The organism is Mycobacterium sp. Panama NTM2, assembly GCF_054355555.1.
This window is the reverse complement of the sequence record NZ_CM135953.1, coordinates 5506894-5529317: the sequence shown is the minus strand read 5'-3', so window position 1 is coordinate 5529317 and position 22424 is coordinate 5506894. Positions and strand designations below refer to the sequence as shown.

22 protein-coding genes and 1 pseudogene are annotated in these 22424 nt (G+C 69.2%); 12 read left to right on the top strand and 11 right to left on the bottom strand.

Translation table 11 applies throughout. From position 1 onward, the window contains the following. Positions 1-591: 591 nt before the first annotated feature. From rpmH to ACXYX3_RS26515, 9 genes are all read left to right on the top strand, one after another. Positions 592-735 carry a 50S ribosomal protein L34 gene (gene rpmH, locus ACXYX3_RS26555; RefSeq protein WP_019735309.1) on the top strand — a complete coding sequence of 48 codons (144 nt, stop codon included), beginning with the start codon at positions 592-594 and terminating at the stop codon, positions 733-735. Between the two features lie 21 nt (positions 736-756). Next, positions 757-1116 carry a ribonuclease P protein component gene (gene rnpA / locus ACXYX3_RS26550; protein ID WP_458609654.1) on the top strand — a complete coding sequence of 120 codons (360 nt, stop codon included), beginning with the start codon at positions 757-759 and terminating at the stop codon, positions 1114-1116. Beyond that, complete coding sequence (gene yidD, locus ACXYX3_RS26545; protein WP_458609653.1) at positions 1113-1472, top strand: membrane protein insertion efficiency factor YidD; 360 nt, start codon at positions 1113-1115, stop codon at positions 1470-1472. Before rnpA ends, yidD begins: the two co-directional genes overlap by 4 nt. A 43-nt stretch (positions 1473-1515) precedes the next feature. After that, a complete protein-coding gene (yidC, locus tag ACXYX3_RS26540) occupies positions 1516-2568 on the top strand; it encodes a membrane protein insertase YidC (RefSeq protein WP_458612243.1) in 1053 nt (350 codons plus the stop codon). 36 nt (positions 2569-2604) lie between these two features. Beyond that, the gene (locus ACXYX3_RS26535) at positions 2605-3171 is read left to right on the top strand and encodes a Jag family protein (protein WP_458609652.1); all 567 of its coding nucleotides are present in this window, start codon (positions 2605-2607) and stop codon (positions 3169-3171) included. A gap of 69 nt (positions 3172-3240) precedes the next feature. After that, positions 3241-3924 (top strand): 16S rRNA (guanine(527)-N(7))-methyltransferase RsmG, encoded by a 684-nt coding sequence (gene rsmG / locus ACXYX3_RS26530; protein WP_458609651.1) that lies wholly within the window; start codon positions 3241-3243, stop codon positions 3922-3924. After that, positions 3921-4853 carry a ParA family protein gene (locus ACXYX3_RS26525; protein WP_458609650.1) on the top strand — a complete coding sequence of 311 codons (933 nt, stop codon included), beginning with the start codon at positions 3921-3923 and terminating at the stop codon, positions 4851-4853. The genes rsmG and ACXYX3_RS26525 overlap by 4 nt, the downstream gene beginning before the upstream one ends. A 43-nt stretch (positions 4854-4896) precedes the next feature. Then, a complete protein-coding gene (locus ACXYX3_RS26520) occupies positions 4897-5889 on the top strand; it encodes a ParB/RepB/Spo0J family partition protein (protein ID WP_241204365.1) in 993 nt (330 codons plus the stop codon). A 217-nt stretch (positions 5890-6106) separates the two neighbouring features. Continuing rightward, entirely contained in the window at positions 6107-6844 is a 738-nt protein-coding gene (locus tag ACXYX3_RS26515) for an acetyltransferase (protein WP_458609649.1), read from the top strand. Here the strand turns inward: ACXYX3_RS26515 and ACXYX3_RS26510 are convergent. From ACXYX3_RS26510 to ACXYX3_RS26475, 8 genes and pseudogenes are all read right to left on the bottom strand, one after another. Further along, positions 6841-8028 carry an N-acetylmuramoyl-L-alanine amidase gene (locus ACXYX3_RS26510; RefSeq protein WP_458609648.1) on the bottom strand — a complete coding sequence of 396 codons (1188 nt, stop codon included), beginning with the start codon at positions 8026-8028 and terminating at the stop codon, positions 6841-6843. The two genes, ACXYX3_RS26515 and ACXYX3_RS26510, sit on opposite strands and share 4 nt — an antisense overlap. A gap of 74 nt (positions 8029-8102) precedes the next feature. Further along, a complete protein-coding gene (gene trxA, locus ACXYX3_RS26505) occupies positions 8103-8438 on the bottom strand; it encodes a thioredoxin (protein WP_221352799.1) in 336 nt (111 codons plus the stop codon). Then, entirely contained in the window at positions 8435-9430 is a 996-nt protein-coding gene (trxB, locus tag ACXYX3_RS26500) for a thioredoxin-disulfide reductase (RefSeq protein ID WP_458609647.1), read from the bottom strand. The genes trxA and trxB overlap by 4 nt, the downstream gene beginning before the upstream one ends. Before the next feature lie 89 nt (positions 9431-9519). Further along, positions 9520-9780, bottom strand: a pseudogene (locus tag ACXYX3_RS26495) (hypothetical protein); the annotation flags it as partial. Between the two features lie 55 nt (positions 9781-9835). Next, positions 9836-10411 carry an RNA polymerase sigma factor SigM gene (gene sigM / locus ACXYX3_RS26490; protein ID WP_241204369.1) on the bottom strand — a complete coding sequence of 192 codons (576 nt, stop codon included), beginning with the start codon at positions 10409-10411 and terminating at the stop codon, positions 9836-9838. A 49-nt stretch (positions 10412-10460) separates the two neighbouring features. Beyond that, positions 10461-13946, bottom strand: coding sequence for a murein biosynthesis integral membrane protein MurJ (gene murJ / locus ACXYX3_RS26485; RefSeq protein WP_458612242.1), 3486 nt, complete (start codon positions 13944-13946; stop codon positions 10461-10463). A 74-nt stretch (positions 13947-14020) separates the two neighbouring features. Then, a complete protein-coding gene (locus ACXYX3_RS26480) occupies positions 14021-16393 on the bottom strand; it encodes a hypothetical protein (RefSeq protein ID WP_458609646.1) in 2373 nt (790 codons plus the stop codon). Continuing rightward, positions 16390-17163, bottom strand: coding sequence for an NUDIX hydrolase (locus tag ACXYX3_RS26475; protein WP_241204370.1), 774 nt, complete (start codon positions 17161-17163; stop codon positions 16390-16392). Before ACXYX3_RS26475 ends, ACXYX3_RS26480 begins: the two co-directional genes overlap by 4 nt. A gap of 85 nt (positions 17164-17248) precedes the next feature. On the opposite strand from ACXYX3_RS26475, the gene ACXYX3_RS26470 reads away from it, so the two are divergent. Then, a complete protein-coding gene (locus ACXYX3_RS26470) occupies positions 17249-18715 on the top strand; it encodes a CCA tRNA nucleotidyltransferase (protein WP_458609645.1) in 1467 nt (488 codons plus the stop codon). A gap of 5 nt (positions 18716-18720) precedes the next feature. Continuing rightward, the gene (locus tag ACXYX3_RS26465; protein WP_458609644.1) at positions 18721-19215 is read left to right on the top strand and encodes a pullulanase; all 495 of its coding nucleotides are present in this window, start codon (positions 18721-18723) and stop codon (positions 19213-19215) included. Here ACXYX3_RS26465 and ACXYX3_RS26460 read toward each other — a convergent pair whose 3' ends face one another. Together ACXYX3_RS26460 and ACXYX3_RS26455 are read right to left on the bottom strand one after the other, a co-directional pair. Next, entirely contained in the window at positions 19216-19995 is a 780-nt protein-coding gene (locus ACXYX3_RS26460; RefSeq protein ID WP_458609643.1) for a TIGR03084 family metal-binding protein, read from the bottom strand. Positions 19996-20003: 8 nt separating this feature from the next. Continuing rightward, positions 20004-21311 (bottom strand): MFS transporter, encoded by a 1308-nt coding sequence (locus ACXYX3_RS26455; protein ID WP_458612241.1) that lies wholly within the window; start codon positions 21309-21311, stop codon positions 20004-20006. A gap of 133 nt (positions 21312-21444) precedes the next feature. On the opposite strand from ACXYX3_RS26455, the gene ACXYX3_RS26450 reads away from it, so the two are divergent. Then, on the top strand, positions 21445-22050 hold the full coding sequence (locus tag ACXYX3_RS26450) for a YqgE/AlgH family protein (RefSeq protein ID WP_241204374.1): 606 nt from the start codon (positions 21445-21447) through the stop codon (positions 22048-22050). 2 nt (positions 22051-22052) lie between these two features. On the opposite strand, the gene ACXYX3_RS26445 is transcribed toward ACXYX3_RS26450, so the two are convergent. After that, positions 22053-22406, bottom strand: coding sequence for a hypothetical protein (locus ACXYX3_RS26445; RefSeq protein ID WP_241204375.1), 354 nt, complete (start codon positions 22404-22406; stop codon positions 22053-22055). Positions 22407-22424 lie beyond the last annotated feature (18 nt).

Here is a 22424-nt window from a genome sequence, read left to right as displayed (position 1 = left end):
GAACACCCACCCCCTACCGGCCGACGCGAGGACGGCCACACAACAAAGACGAACTGTCCACAAAGTTATCCACAGGCTGTGGAAATGCAGGAGTCCGTCGTTGTCCGCTGTCTACCACCGAGGCTGCCAGTGGTCGGAGCTCGTCACTACGTGGATTCACGTGGTGGGCTCGCGACCGACTGGATGATCCTCGCTTCGTTGTCTTGCGCCGTTCCGGCGTGGAATCGGCCTTGCCAGAAGCTAACAGTTTTCTCTCCGAGTGCCAACAGTTCTGCAACATTGCGCGGAAGCGTAAGTCCGTCTGGCTCAATCGTTCCAGACCCGCGTGACTGTTGAGGTGAATGTGATGCTGCTGACGTGCGGCTGGGCTGTGCGCGGAGGCCGGCCCGGGGGTCTGCGAGCAGGTTTGACCCGGTGAAATCTCGTCAGTACCCTCGAACAGTCGCCCGCACGTGGCGATACGGCTGCGATCCGGTTCATTCCGGGGACCGCGCCGGCTAAGCAAGACGCCGAGCTTACCAACGGCCGACAGCGCGATGCCCGTCAGACACGGGGTTCGCGTGGGGGCCAGACCAACAAGGAGTGACTGCCGTGGCCAAGGGCAAGCGGACCTTCCAGCCCAACAACCGGCGCCGCGCACGCGTGCACGGGTTCCGGCTGCGGATGCGTACCCGCGCGGGGCGCGCCATCGTGTCCGGTCGGCGCCGCAAAGGCCGTCGTTCACTGACTGCGTGACGCGACCCCGGGTCTGACGCGGTGCTTCCGGCACAGAACCGGATGACCCGGTCGACCGAGTTCGGCACCACAGTCAGTCGAGGGACGCGGGCGGCACAGCCCGATCTCGTCGTCTATTGCCTGCGTTCTGATCAGAGTGAGGATGCCGGACCACGGATCGGTCTGGTCGTCTCCAAAGCGGTGGGCAATGCCGTTGCGCGCCACCAGGTGTCTCGGCGTCTTCGTCATGTCGCCCGCACGGTCCTGCCCGAGCTGGAGGCCGTCGATCGGGTGGTCATCCGTGCGCTCCCGGGTAGCCGCGACGCTCGATCACCCCGACTGGAGCAGCAACTGCGGACCGCGTTGCGGCGCATCAGGAGTCGGTCGGAGGCATCGTCATGAGCTCCCGCGCCGTTCGCGCCCTGGTCTGGATGATCCAGCTCTATCGCACCACGGTGTCGCCGTTGCGGCTCCCGACCTGTCGCTTCACTCCCACGTGCAGTCAGTACGCCGTCGACGCGCTCACGGAGTTCGGTCTGGTGCGGGGGAGCTGGCTGGCGCTGGTGCGTCTGTTCAAATGTGGACCATGGCATAACGGAGGGTGGGATCCGATACCGGATCGCTGTCCTGACCGTGAGCACCCCGAAGGTGACCGTCACAGTGACGCCACGGCCGAGAGGGTCGGCGGCCTGGTCACGGAGTCCATAGACCGAGAAGCGCAACCGGATCAGCAAGGGAAGAGTCTGCCGCGTGTTTAACTTCTTCAGCCTCGACATCATCTATTACCCGGTGTCGGCGATCATGTGGGTCTGGTACAAGGCGTTCGCGTTCGTGCTGGGTCCGTCGAACTTCTTCGCGTGGGCCCTGTCGGTGATGTTCCTGGTCTTCACGCTGCGCGCGATCCTCTACAAGCCGTTCGTTCGGCAGATCCGCACCACGCGCCAGATGCAGGAGCTTCAGCCACAGATCAAGGCCCTGCAGAAGAAGTACGGCAAGGACCGCCAGCGCATGGCGTTGGAGATGCAGAAGCTGCAGAAGGAGCACGGGTTCAACCCCATCCTCGGGTGTCTGCCGATGCTGGCGCAGATCCCGGTGTTCCTGGGTCTCTATCACGTGCTGATGTCCTTCAACCGCACGCAGACCGGCATCGGCCGACTCGGGCTGTCGGTCGAGGAGAACAAGAGCCTCGGGAACTACTTCTTCAGCGCCACCGACGTCGGACACTTCCTGGACGCCAACCTGTTCGGTGCACCTCTGGGCGCGACGATGATCCAGAAGCACGGCCTCGAGGCGTTCACCGAGTTCCATCGTCCGGCCGTGATCGCCGTCGGCGTTCCGATCATGATCGCCGCCGGTGTCGCCACCTACTTCAACAGCCGTGCGTCGGTGGCTCGGCAGAGTCCGGAAGCCGCCGCCAACCCGCAGACCGCGATGATGAACAAGTTGGCGCTCTACGTCTTCCCGCTCGGTGTGGTCGTCGGTGGTCCGTTCCTTCCGCTGGCGATCATCCTGTACTGGTTCTCCAACAACATCTGGACCTTCGGTCAGCAGCACTACGTGTTCGGCAAGATCGAGAAGGAAGAGGAAGCCAAGAAGCAGGAGGCGATCGAGCGCCGCGCGGCCAATGCGCCGGCGCCGGGCGCGAAGCCGAGCCGTAAGAAGGCCGGGCGCGTCGAGGCATCTCCTGCGGACGCCGCGATGACCGACGGTGCGGAGATCACCGAATCGAGCATTGCCGAGGAGAAATCGTCCGACTCCACGGCCAGCACGACCAACGGCGATGCCGCGACGAGGAACGGGGCGGTCAGCCGTACCCCGAAACCGGGCGCGCGTCCCAAGAAGCGGAAACGTTGACGCGCGGGTGACCGCGAAGGAGGAAGAGGGATATTCATGACGAATTCAGACACGACCACCCCCGAAGAGCTCGCCGAGGCGGGCTCGGATGTGGCCGCCACGGACACCGCGCGTGAGGGTGGTGCCGGCACGCCCGATCTAGAGGAGCGACTCGTCGCCGAGGGCGAGATCGCCGGGGACTATCTCGAAGAGCTTTTGGACCTGTTGGACTTCGACGGGGACATCGATCTCGACGTCGAGGGCGACCGCGCGGTGGTCAGCATCGACGGCGGGGGAGACCTGACGAAGCTGGTCGGCCGCAAAGGTGAAGTCCTGGATGCGCTTCAGGAATTGACGCGGCTGGCGGTTCATCAGAAGACCGGCGAGCGGAGCCGTCTCATGCTGGACATCGCGCAGTGGCGTAAGCGCCGCCGGGACGAGTTGGCCGCGCTGGGCAGCAAGGTGGCGCACCGCGTCCTCGAGACCGGTGAGCGCGAGGAACTCTCGCCGATGACGCCGTTCGAGCGCAAGATCGTGCACGATGCCGTGGCGGAGATCGACGGTGTGCACAGCGAGAGCGAGGGCGTGGAGCCCTCGCGCCGCGTGGTCATTCTCGTCGACTGACGCCCGAGAGTTACATCCATGTAGTTCGGTGATGGTGCCAGTGTCGGGACAAGGCGGAGGATGTTTCACGTGAAACACGCGGAGCTGCCAGCACCACCGGCGGCGGTCGGGGCAATCTTCGGCGACGCCGCTGACGCCGCTGTCCGCTACGCCGAGATCTTGGCGGGTGCCGGCGTGGAACGCGGGCTTCTGGGGCCTCGCGAGGTGGAGCGGCTCTGGGAGCGTCACGTCCTCAACAGCGCGGCCATCGCAGAGCTGATCGACTCAGGTGAGGCAGTGGCCGACATCGGCAGCGGGGCAGGGCTGCCCGGGATACCGTTGGCCCTGGCTCGCCCGGATGTATCAGTGACGCTCATCGAACCGCTGCTGCGCCGCAGTGAGTTCCTGCGAGAAGTGATCGCAGAGTTGGGCCTCCATGCTGTGGTGGTGCGGGGTAGGGCGGAGGATCGATCGGTGCGCGAGCTCGTGGGGGAGCAGGACGCGGTGGTATCACGTGCGGTCGCTTCACTGGACAAGCTGGCGAAGTGGAGTGTGCCGCTGTTGAGGTCAGGTGGGCGCATGCTGGCCATGAAGGGTGAGCGGGCCGCGGACGAGATACAAGAGCACCGTGAATCTCTGGCTGCGCTTGGGCTGACCCAGATCGAGGTGAAAACGTGTGGCGCTCACGTCGTGGACACTCCGGCGACGGTGGTCGTAGGGTTTCTGAAAGAGGAGCGACGTCGTCGGACTCCGGCGGGAAGGAAGCAACGGTGACGTCTACGGCCGAAGAGCCCACCCCCGATGTTTCACGTGAAACGTGGGGAACGCACGACGTCGACACCCCGATCGGAGCGGAGGCGGAACGCGCGGTTCGACTGATGCACGCTGCAGCAGAGGGCTTGTTGCCCAAGCCGGCCCGCCAGCGCATCTTCACCGTCGCGAACCAAAAGGGCGGTGTCGGGAAAACCACGACCGCGGTGAACATCGCGGCGGCACTCGCCCTGCAGGGAGCGCGCACTCTCGTCATCGACCTCGATCCGCAGGGCAATGCGAGCACCGCGCTCGGCATCGAGCACCGCCCCGGAACACCCTCCTCGTACGAGGTGCTCATCGGTGACATCTCGGTGGAAACCGCGTTGCAGCGGAGCCCTCACAACGAGCTGTTGTTCTGTGTGCCGGCGACCATCGATCTGGCGGGCGCCGAGATCGAATTGGTCAGCATGGTGGCTCGCGAGGGTCGGCTCCGCACCGCGCTCGCCGAGTTGAAGCACCACGATTTCGACTACGTCTTCATCGACTGCCCGCCGTCGCTGGGCCTGCTGACCATCAACGCGCTCGTCGCGGCGCCCGAGGTGCTGATCCCGATTCAGTGCGAGTACTACGCACTGGAAGGGGTCGGCCAGCTGCTCCGCAACATCGAGATGGTCAAGTCGCATCTCAATCCCGAGCTCGACGTGACCACCGTCGTGCTGACGATGTACGACGGTCGGACGAAGCTGGCCGACCAGGTCGCCGTGGACGTCAGAGCCCACTTCGGCGACAAGGTCTTGCGCACGGTGATCCCACGCAGTGTGAAGGTTTCCGAAGCCCCGGGTTACGGGATGACGATCATCGACTACGACCCGGGTTCGCGGGGCGCGATGAGCTACCTCGACGCGAGCCGCGAGCTCGCGCAGCGCGGTGCCCCTGCGGCACAACAGTGACGACTCCCGGCCTCGGTAGCGGTGCGACGAACGAAGGACATGGATGAACAACCCGGCACGTAAGCGCAGTGGGCTCGGTCGCGGGCTGGCATCGCTGATTCCGACCGGCCCGGCGGAAGGTGACGAGCCGGCTACCACCGGACCGCGGATGGGCGCGGCTGCCGCCGACGCCGTGTTCGGTGGCCCGCCCGAGGTGGCGCCGCCGGCAGGTGACGTCGGCGCGGTGTACCGCGAGATCGCCCCGTCGCAGATCGAACCGAACCCGCGCCAGCCGCGACAGGTGTTCGACGAGGAAGCACTGAGCGAGCTGGTCCACTCGATCCGCGAGTTCGGATTGATGCAGCCGATCGTCGTGCGTGCCGTGCCCGAATCCGGCGAAGCCGCGCCCCGCTACCAGCTGGTGATGGGGGAGCGCCGGTGGCGAGCGGCGCAGAAGGCCGGCGTCGCCACCATCCCGGCGATCGTCCGGGAGACCGCCGATGACAGCATGCTGCGGGACGCACTGCTGGAGAACATCCATCGGGTGCAGCTCAATCCTCTGGAAGAGGCGGCCGCGTACCAGCAGCTGCTCGACGAGTTCGCCGTCACCCACGACGAGCTCGCCGCTCGGATCGGACGATCTCGCCCGGTGATCACCAACATGATCCGGCTGCTTCGCCTGCCGATAGCGGTGCAGCGTCGGGTGGCGGCGGGGGTGCTCTCGGCCGGCCACGCCCGGGCGCTCCTGGCCCTCGAGGGTGGGCCGGACATGCAAGAGGAGCTTGCCGCGCGCATCGTTGCCGAGGGCCTGTCCGTACGAGCGACCGAAGAGGCAGTGACTCTTGCGAATCGAGAAGGCGCAGGGGCCCCGCCCGCGCCCCGTCGCAAGCCGATCCAGATGCCCGGCCTGCAGGACGTGGCCGAACAGCTCTCGTCGGCGTTCGACACCCGTGTGACCGTGAGCCTGGGTAAGCGAAAAGGCAAGATCGTCGTCGAATTCGGCTCGGTGGACGATCTGCAGCGGATTGTGGACCTCATGAACTCGTCGGTGCGGTGACCAACCACACGCGGTCGTTACGTCACAGTGACACTGCGGCGGGGCCGTCCGCGCCCGAATCCAGAACGTCGCGCAAAGGCGCTCGGCGCCAGCGGGTTTCGGCTGCGAGGCGATGTGTGGCGGTACGACCGCACAGAGACGAGCCGGTCACGGTCACGCCTTCTATTCTTGAGGGGCAGCCGCGCACCCCTTCGCGGCGAAGATCCCGGGGAGCGTAGTGACCGCACGAATCACGCCTCTGCGGCTCGAAGCATTCGAGCAGCTGCCGAAGCATGCGCGTCGCTGCGTGTACTGGGAAGTCGATCCACTGATCGTCGGAAGCGACCAACAGCTCTCGGACCCCGAGTTCGAGAAGGAAGCCTGGTTGTCGATGGTGATGCTGGAGTGGGGCTCCTGCGGGCAGCTGGCGGTCGAGAGCAGGGAGCCGCTGCCGGAAGACGAGACGGGCGATCAACCGTGCCTGGGTTATGCGTTCTACGCGCCGCCACGCAGCGTGCCCCGCGCGGGGCGCTTCCCGACCGGACCTGTGAGCGCCGACGCGGTGCTGCTGACGTCACTGGGCGTCGACGCGAGCCTCGGTCAGGACGATCTGTCCCGGGCCCTGATCGCCGGGGTGGTCGGTGATCTCGTGCGACGGGGCGTCCGCGCGTTGGAGGCGTTCGGTCGCTCGGCCGCGGCCGACGAGCTGAGCGACCTCGATGAGGTGCCCGCGGATGTGGCGCCCGTGCTCGAAACACTCGGTGACTGCGCGATGGGCACCTGCGTGATGCCGAGCGACCTTCTTCTCGATGCGGGGTTCGTGGTGGTGTCACACCACACGTACTTCCCGCGCCTGCGGTTGGAGCTCGAGCAGGGTCTCGGGTGGAAGGCCGGTGTGGAGGCCGCCCTCGAACGTCTGCTCGAGAGCGCACAGTTGCAGCAGCCGGTCGGCGCCGGCGCGGCAGCGGGCTGCTAGCTGCGGCGGGCCTGCTCGACGGCCATCTCGTGGGCCAACAACTCGGCGAACGTGAAAGTGCCTGTGGGACGGTCGTTCTTACCCAAGAGGTAGAGCCGTTTCACGGCTGCGAGGATGCCCTCGGCGAGGGAGTCACGTGCGCTCGGCGACACCAGCGTGGCCCGATCCCCGGGATTGCTGATGTAGCCGACGTCCACCTGCACGGAGGGCATGCGGGTCAGGCGCAGCAGATCCCATGTGCGGCCGTGCACGCGGCAATCCTGTAAACCGGTGCGCGCCACGACTTCCCGCTGGATGAAGTCGGCCAGATTGCGTCCGATGGTGGAGACCGAGCCGTGCGAGTTGCCGAAGTGGAACGAGGCGACACCGTTGGCCGCGGGGCTTGCCTGACTCTCACACCGCAGGCTGATCATCAGATCGGCACCCACGGAATTGGCGGTGGCGGCACGCTCGGCGTCGGTGGGGGAGGCGGCGGCCGAACGAGACAGGAACGTCTCCATGCCGATGGCCGTCATCCGGCCCTCGAGCCGACTTGCCAAGTCCCACAGGATGTCTGCTTCACTGATGGGCCCCGACGGGCCATTCGTGATCAGCCCGTGGTCACCTCCGCCGCGGCCCGGATCGATGATGATCCTCTTGCCGGACAGCCAGGGTCCGGAGCTGCGCACCAGCTCCTCTTCGCGGATCGCGTGCGGCGAGCCGCCGGTCACGCGGGAACCGAGGTTGTACAGCGAACGCAACGTCTCCGGACCGCAGATGCCGTCGGGGAAGAGTCCGAACTCACGCTGGTACGACATCAGGGCGTTGTGAGTCTGCAACCCGAAGTGCCCGTCGACCAAACCCGTGTAGAAGCCGAGATCCTGCAGGCGCGCCTGCAAGGTGGCGACGTCGTCGCCGTACATCGGGGCGCCGAACTGGTGATTCAGTGTCCGCGCGCCCAGGCGGTAGGACGCCTCTTTGATGGCCCGGTAGGTCGCCTCGCCGACGATGCCGTCGACGAGGAGACCACGGTACTGCTGGAAGGCGCGGACCGCGTGATCGAGCTCGCCGTCGAACACGTCGACGGCAACCCTGCGCCCCGTGACCAGGTCGTCGTCGGGATCGTTCAGCATCCCCAGGGCGGCCAGCGCGGTCCGGATCTCGGTGACCGCTGCAGAACGGTCACCGCGACGCAGACTCGACATAGGCAGCATTCTCTCAGAAGGGGAGAGGATTCCGGAAAACCCCAGGGAAGTGTCCAGGGGTGAAACGAGGTCCGCTACAGCACGTCAGCGAGCTCGCGCAGCAGCGCAGCCTTGCCTTTCGCCCCCACGATCCGCTTCACGGGCTCGCCGTCCTTGAACAGGATCATGGTGGGGATCGACACGACAGAGAAGTCCCGAGCCGTCGCCGGGTTCTCGTCGACGTCGAGCTTGGCCACCGTGAGCGACCCGGCCTTCTCGGACGCGATCTCTTCCAGCACGGGGGCGACCATCTTGCACGGGCCGCACCACGTCGCCCAGAAATCGACCAGCACCGGGGTGCCGCTGGACAGCACGTCCTGGGAGAAGGAATCGTCGGTGACAGCCACGGTCGCCGAGGTGGACTCGCTCATTGCTGTGCTCCAATCAGATCGCTGTCGTCGGTGGTGGTGGAGGTTCGTTCGCCCGGCTCGGCGTGATCGGCCAGCCAGCGTTCCGCGTCGATCGCTGCGGCACAACCACTTCCGGCGGCGGTGATGGCCTGCCGATAGGTGTGATCGACCAGATCGCCCGCGGCGAAGACGCCGTCGACAGAGGTGTAGGTGGTACGGCCGACGACCTGGACGTAACCCTCGTCGTCGAGATCGACCTGCCCGCGGACCAACTCCGATCGCGGATCATGCCCGATCGCGACGAACACGCCGGTGACGGCCAGCGCGGACTGCTGACCGGTGATGGTGTTGCGCAGCTTGATGCCGGTCACCTTCGGATCGCCTTCGATGGCTTCCACGGCGGTGTTGGTCAAGATGGTGATCTTCTCGTTCTGCTCCGCGCGCTCGAGCATGATCTTCGAGGCACGGAACTCGTCGCGCCGATGGATCAGCGTGACGCTGCGCGCGAAGCGGGTCAGGAACGTGGCTTCCTCCATCGCCGAATCGCCACCGCCGACCACGGCGATGTCCTGATCGCGGAAGAAGAAGCCGTCACAGGTGGCGCACGTGCTGACGCCCATGCCGAGCAGCGCGTCCTCACCGGGGACCCCGAGGTGGCGGGCCGCGGCGCCCATCGCGAGGATGACGGCGCGCGCCTGATGGGTTTCGTCGCCGACGGTGACGGTCTTCACCGGTCCGGTGAGGTCGACCGCGTCGACGTCCTCCATGCGCAGGTCCGCGCCGAAGCGCAGCGCCTGCTCACGCATCTGATCCATCAGTTCGGGACCGGTGATGCCGTCCTTGAAGCCGGGGTAGTTCTCCACCTCGGTCGTGGTCATCAGAGCGCCGCCGAACTGGCTGCCTTCGAAGACGAGGGGTTTGAGCTGGGCCCGCGCGCTGTAGACGGCCGCGGTGTATCCGGCCGGACCGGAACCGACGATGATCAGGTCATGGACGGTGGACGAGGAGGTCATGAGTGCCTTTCTGCCTGCAATCCTTGAACACCAGGGTAGGCCGGGCTGTTCCCGATGGCCGCCCGGGCGGGTCAGCGGTGTTTCGAGGGTGGTTCGGCGGCCCGCAGGGCGGCGCCGATACGGGCGGTGACTTCGGCGGGCACCTCGGGCGCTGAGGCGCTGTCGCTCTTGAGCTCGGCGCCGAGTCGACCCAGTTCCCTGCGGACGGTGTCGAGGGCGGCCAGCGCGTGGGCGGCCTCGGGGTCGGCACGCACTCGCCGGCGCACGGCAGCGGCGGTGTCGTCGTCGAGGAGTCCGGCTTGGAGGTCGGCCAGCAGTTCCGGTGTGACGGGTTCGAGCTCACTGCCCATCTCCACCCCCGCTGGTTGCGTTGTCCGCTGACCGTCTGAGGCTATCCGACGGAGCTCACTCGCTGTGTTCTGTCGTGAACACGGCCAGAGATGTCGCGAGCTTGAGGCGGGCCCGCGCGCACCGGCTCTTGACGGTCCCTTGCGGGACACCGAGCATCTGCGCGGTCTCGGCAACGGAGAACCCCTGCATGTCGACCGCGACGACGGCGGCGCGCTGCTCGACCGGCAGATTCAGCAGCGCCCGTTCGATCACGATCGTGGTGTCGACGTGGCGGGTCGGGTCGGTCCCGCAGCTCAGCTGGTCGTCGAGCATGGCGTGATCGCGGAACTTGTTGCGGCGCAACCGGTCCAGGCATGCATTGACGACGATGCGATGCAGCCAGCTACTGACGGCCGAGTCGTGCCGGAAAGCTGCGGCGGTGCGGTGCGCGGCCAGCAGGGCGTCCTGTAGCGCGTCGGCGGCGTCGTCGGGATTCGCGGTGGTCAGCGTCGCGAGCCGGTAGAGCTGACGGTGGTGGCGGTAGAACAATTCCTCGAAGGCGTAGCGGTCCCCGGCGACGTGCGCGGCGAGCAGCTCGGCGTCGGTGCGCGGCCGGATCCCGCCGTCGCCCTGCGCCCCGAAAAACCCCACAGCCGAACCCTAGGCGGCTCCAGCAGGGGTTCGACGCACCAGTTTTCGCTCAGCCCGCGGCTTTGAGCGTGATCTCCGAGACGTCGCTGCGGCTCTCGCCGTTGACCTGTCCGAGTGTGGAGATCCACACCAGGACGTAAGAGGTCGGTGCGGCGTCCTCGACCGGGATGGTGTTGGCGCCGGGCTTGAGCGTCGTCGGCTGGGTGAGCGCGGTCGTGTCGTCCAGTGAGGACGGGGACGCCGACGTGGCCGACCGGATCTGCACCGCGGTGCCGGTGCTGTTCACGGAGATGCCCACAGAACCGAGCCTGGTCGGTTGCGGCAGCTGGAGCATCAGGCCCACACCGTTCTTGAATCCGGGGAAGGGTGTCGCGTCGCTGTAGGTGTCGGTGGGCCACACAGTGGACGGGTCGCCGTCGATCGCCAATCCGGCGAGATCCGGTGCATCGGCCTCACCTTCGGGCGAGAAGACAGTCGCGCGAACGGGTTTCACGACTGCCCCGGCATCCGGGGCGCTGATGCTCGGCTCCGAGGAGGTCGGGGCGTTGAGACCGAGCTCGTCACCGCTGAGGCCGTTGCCGACGTCTCCGAAGATCCGGCTCAGCACGGTCGCCAGCAGGATCACCACGAGCACCACCGCTGCCGCAGCCACACTGGCGCCGATGATCAGGCGCTTGCGCCGCCGAGCCGCGTCGTCGGGATCGACCGGCCCGTCGGGACCGGCCGGAGTCTCGAGCGCAGGCTCGTCGACAGGCGCGAGATGATCGGTGCGATCGGCGATGGCCGTCGCCTGCTGCAGCAGATTGAGCATGGTCGACGCGCTGCGGATACCGCCGTTCTCCTGTGCAGCCCGGGCGGCGGCGGCCGAGATCTGGAACGGGATGTCACGGTCGACGGCGCGCGGTTCGACCGGTTGGCCCGCCGCATCGAGGTCGGCCGCGGCCAGCCCGCTCGGCTCGCCACTCTCGGGCAACGGCCACCGGTTGACCAGCAGTGCGTACAGTGCCGCGCCGATGCCGCGGATGTCGTCGTCCGGAGTCGCCGACGGCAGCGTCGCCGGGAAGGCCAGGGCCACGTCGCCTTCGATGCTGACCCGGATACGCGACGGATGGTCGATGGCCAGCGCGACGCCGCTGCGGTGGGCGGCTTCCGCGGCCGCGGCCAGTGACTGGATCGCCCGCGCGCCCCCGATCGGAGAGGGAGAGGTGTCGGCGACCTCGGCGAGCGAGCCGCCGCGGATCCACTCGGACACGACGAGCCCACCGGAACCGGTGTTCAGCACGTCCAGCACGCGTGCCACCCCCGGCATGTCGAGGCGGCCGAGTCGCTGGGTGCGGTCCAGGATCGCCTCGACCTCGCCCGCGGGCAGGGTGCGGTCGGGGTCGACGAACGTCAGCGCGACCTGGCGGTCCAACGCGGTGTCGAGCGCCTGCCAGAACTGCAGCGTGGGCGGGCCGCCATGGAACACCAAGAGGCGGTAGCGGCCCTTGCCGACGGCAGCCCCCGGGATCAGATGAAGGTCTTCGCCGGCGTTGGCGGCCTCGAGCGGTGGCTCGCGGGGCGGATCGAAGGCCAACGATTCGCGCGTGGGGTCGTTGCTGTAGTCGGCGCGGGGCCGCGGCGGGCCGGCCGCGGGTATCGCCTCGGTCGGCCGCTCGGGCTCGGCCGACGCCGGCTCGACGGGAGCCGGCTCGTCGGCAACCTCGGGGACGTCCGGTTGGAAGTCGTCAGCGGACGGACGGTCGGCGCGCGCGGTCTCCGGCGGGATCCGAGAACCACCGGCGGGGGTGTCACTCACGGCAGCTCCTTTCCCGATCCTGCGTTCGCCAACCATGCCCCCGTGTCCCCGGTGCGTCGATCCGGGAAACTGACGCGTCCGTCGCGTCGAGGTGAGATCAGGGTACGTGAGGCCGCCGCTCGGACGGGCCGGGACGGAGGCGCCGGGCCGGGCGCGCCGACGACCCAGGCGCGAGCGGACCGCGGCGACCCCCGCAACCGCCTCGGGCACCTTGGCGCCGAGCAATACACCGACGATGATCGGCCCCATGACCAGGCCGAGGACGGCCAAGCGCAGCAGCGATCCGGCCGCGCCGAAGTGGTCGGTGAGGGAACCGAGCCCACCCAGCCGGTCCAACACATGGGCCGTCAGCCCCGCCGTCAACGCCGCGGTGATCGTCACCAGCACGGTGCGGACGACGCCGGGGGAGAACAGCCGCCCGCCGGGAGGATCGAGCCGGCCACGCAGCAACAGGTAACCGACCGTGGCGCCGGCCAGGAAGCCCAACCCGTTGGCCAGACCGAGATAGCCGGCGACCAGCTCCCGGTCGGCGGTCAGATGCGGCGCGGCCAGCGATCCCGCGACCTTGACGGCCGTGATCACCACGATCAGCACGATGGGCGTCCACGGCTCCTCGCGGGCGTAGAACACCCGCAACTGCAGAAGCACCAGCGCGTAGGGGATCAGCGTGAACGCCGACAGCGTGATCGCCATGCCGAGGTACCCCGCGTCGACGGCGCCGAAGTTGCCGTAGGAGAACAGCGCACTGCCGATCGCCGGACCGCCGACCGTCATCAACGCGACGATCGGGATCAGCGTCACCATCGTCAGCCGAGTCGCCAACGACAGGTCCGCGAGCACGGCGGGCGCGTCACCGGCCGCCGCGTTCCGCGACAGCCGCGGCATGACAACCGTCAGCACCGTCACCCCGACGATCCCGAACGGCAACTGCAGGATCAGCCAGGTGTAGTTGTAGATGGCCGGGCCCGACGCCGCCGCACCGCTGGCGACCTGGTTGCCCACGATGAACCCGACCTGGCTGATGAGCACGTAGAGCACCATCGCCAGCGCCATCATCCCGAACTTCTTCAGACGGTCGTCGATGCCCCACAGTGGGCGCAGGCTGACCCGTTCCCGGCGGATCGCGACGAACAGCACCGCGGCCTGCGCGACGACGCCGAGCGTGGTGCCGATGCCGAGGACCAGGAGTTTGGCGTCGCCCATCGTGACCGGGTTCAGCGACAGTTCGCCCGGCACGAGCAGATACAAGCCGAGGGTGAGGATCGCCACGACGTTGTTGACCACCGGCGCCCATGCCGGCGGCCCGAAGATGTTGCGGGTGTTCAGGATTGCCATGAAGACCGACGAGAGCCCGTAGAAGATGATCTGCGGCAGGAGCAGATAGGCGAACGCGGTGGTCAGCGGACGGTCCACCAGCGGTTCCGAACCCAGCATGAGGTCGACCAGCAGCGGCGCGGCGGCCGTCGAGATGATCGTGACGACGAGCAGCAGCGTGGTGGCCAACGTCAGTAGCCTGCGGATGAACGCGGACCCGCCGTCGGGATCGTCGCGTTCGGCGCGGGCGAGTACCGGCACGAAGATCGCGGTGAACGTCGCCTCCAGCACCAGCGCGGCGATCATGTTGGGTAGTTGGTTGGCGACGGTGAACGCGCTCGACAGCGCTGCGCCAAGGATCGCGGCGAGCAGCACGATCCGGGCGAAGCCGGTCAGCCGGCTGACCAGCGTGGCAAACGCCATTCCCCACGAGCGCGACACCACCGCCGCGTCGGACAGCTCGGCGCGGGCCGGGGCCCGCCGCGGTTGTGCCGTACTCACCGCCGCCTCGTGTCGTCATCGGAGTACGCCAGCGCGACCTCGATCGGATCGGGACGGTCCAGGTCGGCGGGGTCCGGCTGGCCGCGGAACCGGTGCCACAGCCGACGCCCGACGAGCAGGACCAGCACCGCGCCGCCGGTCAGCGTGATGAAGAACAGCACCTTGCCGTAGGCGTTGGAGTGCACGGACAGCCGCACGGGTTCGCCGAGCGACAGACCGTCGACGGTCCGCAGCGCCACGTCGACCGCCACCCGCTGCGTGAAGTGCACCTCGATCGGCACCTTGAGCGGTAGGAAGCCGGGCGGCAGCACGATCTCGCCGGGGTCGGTCACCGACATCCCGGGCGGGGCGTCGATCTGCAGCCGCACCCGGATCGGCACGGGCAGATCGTTGCGCAGGGCGAGCGGCAGCGGGCTGCGCTCGGTGGCCAGCGTGTAGGACCCCCCGGGATTGACGATCGTCACCGCCCGGAACAGATCTTCCACCGTCGAACCGACGGTGGTCAGCCGCTGTTGGGCGAGCCCGTTGCGGGCGTCCGGCGGCACCGACTGGCTCAGCGCGCGCAGCATGTCCTCGCGCAGCGGAGCCGTGTACTGCGCCCCGGTCAGCCCGGTGCGTTCGTCGGTGCTCAGCGCGTTCGTCAGGCCACGAAGTCGGTCGGTGGTCGCCGCGATCCCGGACACCACGGCGTCGTCGAACCGTCCCCGCGGATTGCCGATGCCGTCCGGCGGGGCTGCGGCGCTGCCGTGCACGGCGGCGGCCTCGTCCAGCACCGCCCGCAGCGGTCGCGGCACCGCGAGCCCCGAGCGGATGGTGGTGGCGACGGTGGTCAGGACCGCCTGCGCGTCGTCGGCGGTGGCGTTCCACATCAGCGGCGGCATGACCAGCTGACCCCGGGGTTCGCTGTCGGGATCCAAGCCACGCCACAGCAACGCACCCAGGGCGTCCTGGCGCCGCACGATCGCCGAATCCTGTTTCACCGACACGCTCAGCGACGGGGCCAGGTACGACGGCGTCTCCGCCGTGGTGCCCATACTGGCCAGCGCCGCGCCGACGGCGGGGTCGAAGGGGGCTTTCACGACATTGGGTGTGTAGCGCACCGGAGCGGTGTCCGCGGTCTGCGGTTGCCCGCCGTCGGCCTCGTCGGGCCCGGTCAGATTCGCGGCGGCCAGCGCCACCGTGGGGCCCTGCGCCGACAACAGGTCGACGGCCCCCGCGGTGAGGGGACCGTCGCCGATGACGGTGGCGCCGCGGGTGGAGGTCACGCCGAGGATCTGGTCGACGACGTCCGCCGCGCCGTTCGTCGCCGCGGCGGCCAGCGTGGGGTCACCGACCCGGTGCAGCGCGTCGAGATCGGCCTGCGCGTACGGGGTGGCTGTCACGCATATCCGCGCTGCCAGCGCCTTGAGCCGGGTGAGCCACCCGATCGCGGCCTGCTGCCCGGTGCCCGGATGCGTCGGGGTGGTGCGCGGCCCCGCGTCCGCGGCGTCGTTGACGACGTAGCCGCCTGTCATCGCGTTGACGGTGACCAGCAGGTCGGGGTCGACGGCCAGACACAGCGCGTCGGTGATCTCGCCGCCGGGATCGACCTGTGGGCTGGTCGCGAAATCGGCCGCCGCCAGCAGGCTGTCCAGCCGGCCGCCGGGCGCCAGCGACACCGCGAGGTCGTCGTCGATGAGCCGTACCGGAGTGGTTCCGCCGGGGGCGCCCGCCGCCAGCCGGGGCCGGTCGGCGAGCGGCCAGAACACCGTCATGCCGACCGGGCGGGTGGTGTCGGGCGGCACCGCCGAGGTCACCGTGTCGGTGGCCGCATCGGTCTGCTCATCGGGCGGCACGCCGAGCACGGGCAGCAGGAAACGGGAATCGTCGAGACGGGCCGGGGCGCCGTAATCGGGGGTGCCGTTGACGTTCACCATCACCGGGTAGATGCCCGGCTCGGTCACGTCGAGGGACGGTCGGTCGGTCGAGCGCAGCGGATAGGCGAGCCGGAAGGGCACGATCTGTCCGCGGGCCATCTCCGGGGCGATCGTGATGAAGTCGGCGACCGGCTGGAACTGGTCGACATTGCCGGCGAGGTCGGTGCGCAGCGCCGTCGACGAGGCGACCGGACCGGCGCGTTCGAGGCGCACCACCACGTCGCGGACCGCGCGGTCACCGACGTTGCGGATGGTGCCGGTCACCGTGACCATCGGGTCGCTGGTGGTGGTGACGACATCGGGTGTGATGCCGTCGATCTGGACGGTGAGGAACGGCAGGGGCGACGACTGCGTGGCCGGCTGGGCGTCCGCGACGGCGGGGCCGACGATCGGCAGGACGGCAGCCAGCAGCGCGACGACCGCGGCGAGCAGGCGCGCGGGCAGGCCGATCACGGACCCTGACCGTAGCCGTTCGCCCGTCGGCCCGGCTGGGGTTGCGCCGTCGGATCAGTCCGGTGGTTGCGGGTGCGCGAGTGCGTCTGTCCCCGGCGCCGCGGCGTGCTGCGCGGCAAGGGCGGCAGCGCCGCGGGCCCGTCGCTGTGCAGCTTGTCGATGAGCTCGTCGGCGACCTCGGCGAGGCGGCGTTCGTCGGCGTAGGCGAGTCGTTTCGGCAGTTCCCGCAGGGGCACCCAGGCGACTTCGGTGACCTCCACGTCCTCGTCGGACAGCTCGCCCCCGGCGAATCGCATCAGATAGTGGTGCACGGTCTTGTGGACGCGACGGCCCTCGGTGACGAACCAGTAGTCGATGCTGCCCAGGGCGGCCAGCACGCTGCCCTGGATGCCGGTCTCCTCGGCCACCTCACGGATCGCTGTCTGTTCGGCGGTCTCGCCGCGTTCGATGTGGCCCTTGGGCAGGGACCACAGCATGCGCCCGCGGCGGTCGATCCGGCCGATCAACGCGGCCATCTGGCTGTCCTTGGGTCCGTCGAGTCCGTCGATGACCAGGCCACCCGCCGACGTCTCGTGCACGGTGCGCAGGCGTTCGGTGGGGCGGCGCGGACCGGAGCGCTGCGGTTTGGGAGTCGCGGATGAGGCGTTTGTGGGGCTCTTCTCTCGGGTGCCGGCCGCCTCCTGGGCGCCTGCCTCGGGTGGTCCTGCCGCGCGTCGGCCGCGACGCCGCCCGCGGCGACGTCGAGGTTTTGGCTGCTCGCCGTCCGACACCCAAGCGATAGTAGCTGCCGTGAACTACCGGCCACGCCGCACTCGCCGGTCGGTGACATGCCTGTGACCAGTAGGCTCATCGGACGTGCCTGAGCCCTCGCCCGGACAAGATGTCGCCGAACTACTGGCTGCCGCGCAGGTGTCCCTGGGGCGCCACCACAGCGTGCTGCAGGCGCTCGGCCGGCTGTTCACCGATGCGGGCCACTCCGTCTATCTGGTGGGCGGCAGTGTGCGCGACGCACTGCTGGGCCGGCTCGGCACCGATCTCGACTTCACCACCGACGCCCGGCCGGAGCAGATGCAGGCCCTGCTCTCCGACTGGGCGGACGCGCTGTGGGACACCGGGATCGCGTTCGGCACCGTCGGCGCCGGCAAGAACGGCGACCGCCTGGAGCTCACGACGTTCCGCGCCGACTCCTACGACCACGTCACCCGTCACCCCGAGGTGCGCTTCGGCGACGACCTCGCCGACGACCTGATCCGTCGCGACTTCACCGTCAACGCGATGGCGGTGCGGCTGGATCCGGACATGCCGGGTGGCCTCGGGGAGTTCCTCGATCCTCTCGGCGGGCTCGCCGCCCTGCAGGCCCGCACGCTGGACACGCCGGCCGAGCCCGAGGTGAGCTTCACCGACGATCCGCTGCGCATGCTGCGGGCCGCACGCTTCACCGCGCAGCTGGGATTCACGGTGGCCCCGCGGGTGCGCCACGCGCTGACCGAGATGGCACCGCAGCTCGCGCGGATCAGCGTCGAGCGGGTGGCGGCCGAGCTGGACAAGATGCTGCTGGGTGCCGATCCGGTGGCGGGCGTGGATCTGATGGTGCAGACCGGGCTGGGCGAGATCGTGCTGCCCGAGGTGGGCGCGATGCGGATGGCGATCGACGAGCACCACCAGCACAAGGACGTGTACCAGCATTCGCTCACGGTGCTGCGCCAGGCCATCGACCTGGAGACGGACGGCCCGGATCTGGTGCTGCGCTGGGCGGCGCTGCTGCACGACATCGGCAAGCCTGCGACCCGGCGCCACGAACCCGATGGCGGTGTGAGCTTCCATCACCACGAGGTGGTCGGCGCGAAGATGACCCGCAAGCGGATGCGCGCGCTGAAGTACTCCAAGCAAATGGTCGACGACGTGTCGCAGCTGGTGTACCTGCATCTGCGGTTCCACGGGTACGGGGAGGGCCGGTGGACCGATTCGGCGGTGCGCCGCTACGTGACCGACGCCGGTCCGCTGCTGAGCCGGCTGCACAAGCTGGTGCGAGCGGACTGCACGACGCGCAACAAGCGCCGCGCGGCGCGCCTGCAGGCCAACTACGACGATCTCGAACACCGCATCGCCGAGCTGGCGGCCAAGGAGGACCTGGCGCGGGTCCGGCCGGACATCGACGGCAACGAGATAATGCAGATCCTCGGCATCCCGCCCGGCCCCGAGGTCGGGCAGGCGTGGAACCACCTCAAAGAGGCGCGTCTGGACCGCGGCCCGCTGAGCCACGAGGAGGCGGTCGAGGAATTGCTCAGGTGGTGGAACGAGCGGGGCCAGTCGCGCGTCTGACAGTCATGGAGTACTGCCTGGGCGACCTCGACGGCGGCGCCACGATGTGGAGCGCGGATCCGAGCACTGACGTCGACGGTGACGGCGTGCTGGATGCGGTGATGCTCGATCTGGATCACGACGGTCTGGTCGACGATGCGCTGGCCGATCTGGATGCCGACGGGCTCGCCGAGCGCGGCGTCCTCGGGCTCGGGGGAGCGGGCGCCGTCGACGTCGGCGACGACGGGACGGGTACGTGGGCGGTGCACCTGGATCGCGGCGCGGCGTTGCGTTGGCTCGGGCTCGACGGCGTGGAGCACCCGGCCGGCGGTGCCGCGGTGGATCTGGACGGTGACGGCCAGGCCGGCGAGCGCTTGGTCGACACCGATGGTGACGGGCTCGCCGACCGGGCGTTCGGGTCGGGGACGGCCTGGGCCGATACCGACGGTGACGGTCGCTGGGACGTGCGCCTCGTCGACGCCGACGGTGACGGCGCGGCCGACAGCGCCACCCCGCTCTGATCAGCCGCGGCCCGGCCCGGGCGGTCCGGCGAACGCCTGCGCGATCGTGAGCCACTGCTCGGCGTCCGGGCCGACGGCCACCACGTCGAGCGCGGCGCGCGGCCGGCGCTGCGTCACGAGCATGCAGAAGTGCTCTGCCGAGCCCTCCACCCGCTGGGCCGCATCCTCGGGACCCCAGGTCCAGTCACTGCCGTCGGGGGCACGCAGTTTCACGTGGAACACGTCGGCGGGCGGGGTCAGGCCGTGCACGGCGTACGCGAAGTCGCGCGTGCGCACCCCGATGTGGGCGATCGACCGCAGCCGGGCCGTCGGCGGCCTGCTCGTCCCCAACGCGTCGACCACGTCGAGGCCGTGCGCCCAGGTCTCCATCAGCCGGGCGGTGGCCATGGACGCCGCACTCATCGGCGGCCCGAACCACGGCAGCTTGCGTCCCTCGGGGACAGTCAGCAGCGCGTCGTGCAGCGCGGCCCGGGTGCTGCGCCAGTCAGCGAGCAGGTCGGCCGGCGCCGTCGCCGCCAACTCCTCGGCAGCGGCGTCGACGAAGCCGGTCGGATTCTGCGCCGCGGCGGACACCACCTCGGAGGTGAACGTCGCCTCGTCGGTGACGGCGATCAGCGCGACCCGGTCGGTCCACAGCAGGTGCGCGATCTGATGGGCGATGGTCCACCCGGCCGCCGGGGTGGCGGTCGCCCAGCGCTGCGCCGGCAGGTCGGCGACCAGCGCATCCAGCTCGTCGCTCTCGGCGCGCAGGTCAGCGACGATCGGTGCGGCTCCGGCCATGCATCACCCTAGCCCGCCGGGCGTTGCCGCCGGGCCACCGTCGCGTAGACGGCCAGCCCAACCAGGTACAGCGCGGTGCCGGCGATCGCGATACCGGGCGCGTGCCCGTCGGCCGGGATGACGAACGCGGCCGCGGCGATCGCGAGGATGAACGCCATCCAGAACAGCGCGTCCTGCACGGTGAAGACGTGGCCGCGCAGCGCGTCGTCCACGTCGATCTGCATCGCGGTGTCGGCACACAGCTTCACCACCTGGCCGGCCCCGCCGAGCAGGAAGCCGCACACGATCATGACCGGCAGTTTCAACGTCGCCCCGCACAACTGGACCGCGGCCGCGAAGGCCAGCGCCACCATCGGGGTCGCGTACCGGCCCCAGCGCTTCACCAGAACGGGCGTCAGGGCCGTCGCCAGAAAGGACCCGATGCCGGTCGCCGCCACGAACAGCACCGCGGTCCCCAGCCCTGCCACCGCGGCCGCGTCGGTGTGCCGCACGGTCACCAGCACCAGCAACGTGTTGAGGCCGAACGCCATCCGATGCGCCGAGAGCCCCGACAGGGTCGCCGCCACCGTCGGCACCGCGAGCACCGTGCGCGCCCCGTGCAGCCATCCGGTTGCGACGGCGTAGGCGACCGAGCCGTGCACGGCGCGGACACTCTCGTCGGGGCCCAGCATCCGGGGCGGAAAGCGCACCGACAGCCACAGCGCCAGGGCCACCGGCACCGCCACGCAGAAGATGATCATCGACGCGCCGGAGTCGCTGGAGCCGAACAACCAGCGTGGCAGCAGCATGAAGTTCGCACCGAAGAACGCGGCCGCCGCTCCCGTGGCCGTCGCGATCGAGTTCATCGCCACGACCTGCTCGCGCGGCACCACGTGGGGCAGCGCCGCCGACAGACCTGACGAGACGAATCGGGTCATCCCGTTGACCACCAGCGCGCCCAACAGGATCGGAAGATCACCCAGGCCGGCCGCCAGCAACGTGCCGACGACGACGGCCAGCACGAGGCGGCCGGTGTTGGCGCCGATGAGCACCACCCGCCGGTCCCAGCGGTCCAGCAGCGCCCCCGCGAACGGCCCGAGCACCGAGTACGGCAGGAACAGCACGGCGAACGCTGCCGCGATCGCCCACGGGTCGGCGGCGCGCTCCGGGTTGAATAGGATCGCGCCGGCCAGTCCGGCCTGGAAGAGCCCGTCGCCGAACTGACTGACCGCCCGCAACTCCAGCAGGCGGCGGAAGCCGGGCAGCGACGTCGTCGACTGCAGTGTTCTCTTCCACACCGAACGCCACGCTGCGCGGGAGGCGCGATCGTCGGGCACGGAGGTCACGTCCTAGCAGAGTGGGTGGCAGAGAAGAAGGCCGGCAGGAGCCGACCGGACACCACAGTACAAATATCGCGCCGCCCGCCGCTTGTTCGCCTCCACGCGATGGCGGTGATGACAGAATGGTTCGGTGCCACAGCCAGAGGACCCGGAGGATTTCGTCGCCCCAGCGGCACACCGGGTGCGCGCGGGGACATTGCTGCTGGCCAACACCGATCTGTTGGAGCCGACGTTCCGTCGCAGCGTGATCTACGTCGTCGAGCACAACGACGGCGGCACGCTCGGGGTGGTGCTGAACCGGGCCAGCGAGACCGCCGTCTACAACGTGCTTCCGCAATGGGTGAAGCTGGCCACCAAGCCGAAGACGATGTTCGTCGGCGGTCCGGTCAAGCGTGACGCCGCGCTCTGCCTCGCGACGCTGCGTACCGGCGTCGACGTGGCCGGCGCGCCCGGGCTGCGCCACATTCAGGGTCGGATCGCGATGGTCGATCTGGATGCCGACCCCGAGGCGGTGGCGCCGATGGTGGAAGGCGTCCGCATCTTCGCCGGATACTCGGGCTGGACCATCGGCCAGCTGGAGGGGGAGATCGAGCGCGACGACTGGATCGTGCTGTCGGCGCTGCCGTCCGACGTGCTCGCCGAGCCCCGAACAGATCTGTGGGGGCGGGTGCTGCGTCGTCAGCCCATGCCGCTACCGCTGCTCGCCACGCACCCGATCGACCTCAGCCGTAACTGATCTCATCGGCACGACAAGGTGCAGGCCGCACACGAGCCGGCACAGCCGGCGTCGGCGCTCTGCCGCGCGTTGGCGCGGGCCACGACCTTGGCGCTCTGCCAGCAGCCGGCAGCCACGGTCGCTGCAGCCCCCAGAACGCAGACCGTGAGCACCACGGCCGCCGTGGAGGCGGGTGCGGCGAACGCGACGGCCGCGCCCGCGGCGAGCATGACGGCCGCGGCCAACTGAATCGGAGCCACCCCGCGCAGGACCTGCCGGACGAAGTCACCGTCAGGGGCGGGCCGCGTCAGCGACCAGACACCCAGCGCCGCTGTCAGAAACGCAACGCCCAGGCACAACACTGCGGCGACCATCACGAGATACGAGGATACGGC

What these genes read in the sequence shown, in the direction of transcription:
- yidD (WP_458609653.1), top strand. Translation starts at nt 1,113, where the DNA reads ATGAGCTCCCGCGCCGTTCGCGCCCTGGTCTGGATGATCCAGCTCTAT.
- yidC (WP_458612243.1), top strand. Translation starts at nt 1,516, where the DNA reads ATGTGGGTCTGGTACAAGGCGTTCGCGTTCGTGCTGGGTCCGTCGAAC.
- ACXYX3_RS26535 (WP_458609652.1), top strand. Translation starts at nt 2,605, where the DNA reads ATGACGAATTCAGACACGACCACCCCCGAAGAGCTCGCCGAGGCGGGC.
- ACXYX3_RS26520 (WP_241204365.1), top strand. Translation starts at nt 4,897, where the DNA reads ATGAACAACCCGGCACGTAAGCGCAGTGGGCTCGGTCGCGGGCTGGCA.
- ACXYX3_RS26510 (WP_458609648.1), bottom strand. Translation starts at nt 8,028, where the DNA reads ATGTCGAGTCTGCGTCGCGGTGACCGTTCTGCAGCGGTCACCGAGATC.
- trxA (WP_221352799.1), bottom strand. Translation starts at nt 8,438, where the DNA reads ATGAGCGAGTCCACCTCGGCGACCGTGGCTGTCACCGACGATTCCTTC.
- trxB (WP_458609647.1), bottom strand. Translation starts at nt 9,430, where the DNA reads ATGACCTCCTCGTCCACCGTCCATGACCTGATCATCGTCGGTTCCGGT.
- murJ (WP_458612242.1), bottom strand. Translation starts at nt 13,946, where the DNA reads ATGGCGTTTGCCACGCTGGTCAGCCGGCTGACCGGCTTCGCCCGGATC.
- ACXYX3_RS26465 (WP_458609644.1), top strand. Translation starts at nt 18,721, where the DNA reads ATGGAGTACTGCCTGGGCGACCTCGACGGCGGCGCCACGATGTGGAGC.
- ACXYX3_RS26460 (WP_458609643.1), bottom strand. Translation starts at nt 19,995, where the DNA reads ATGGCCGGAGCCGCACCGATCGTCGCTGACCTGCGCGCCGAGAGCGAC.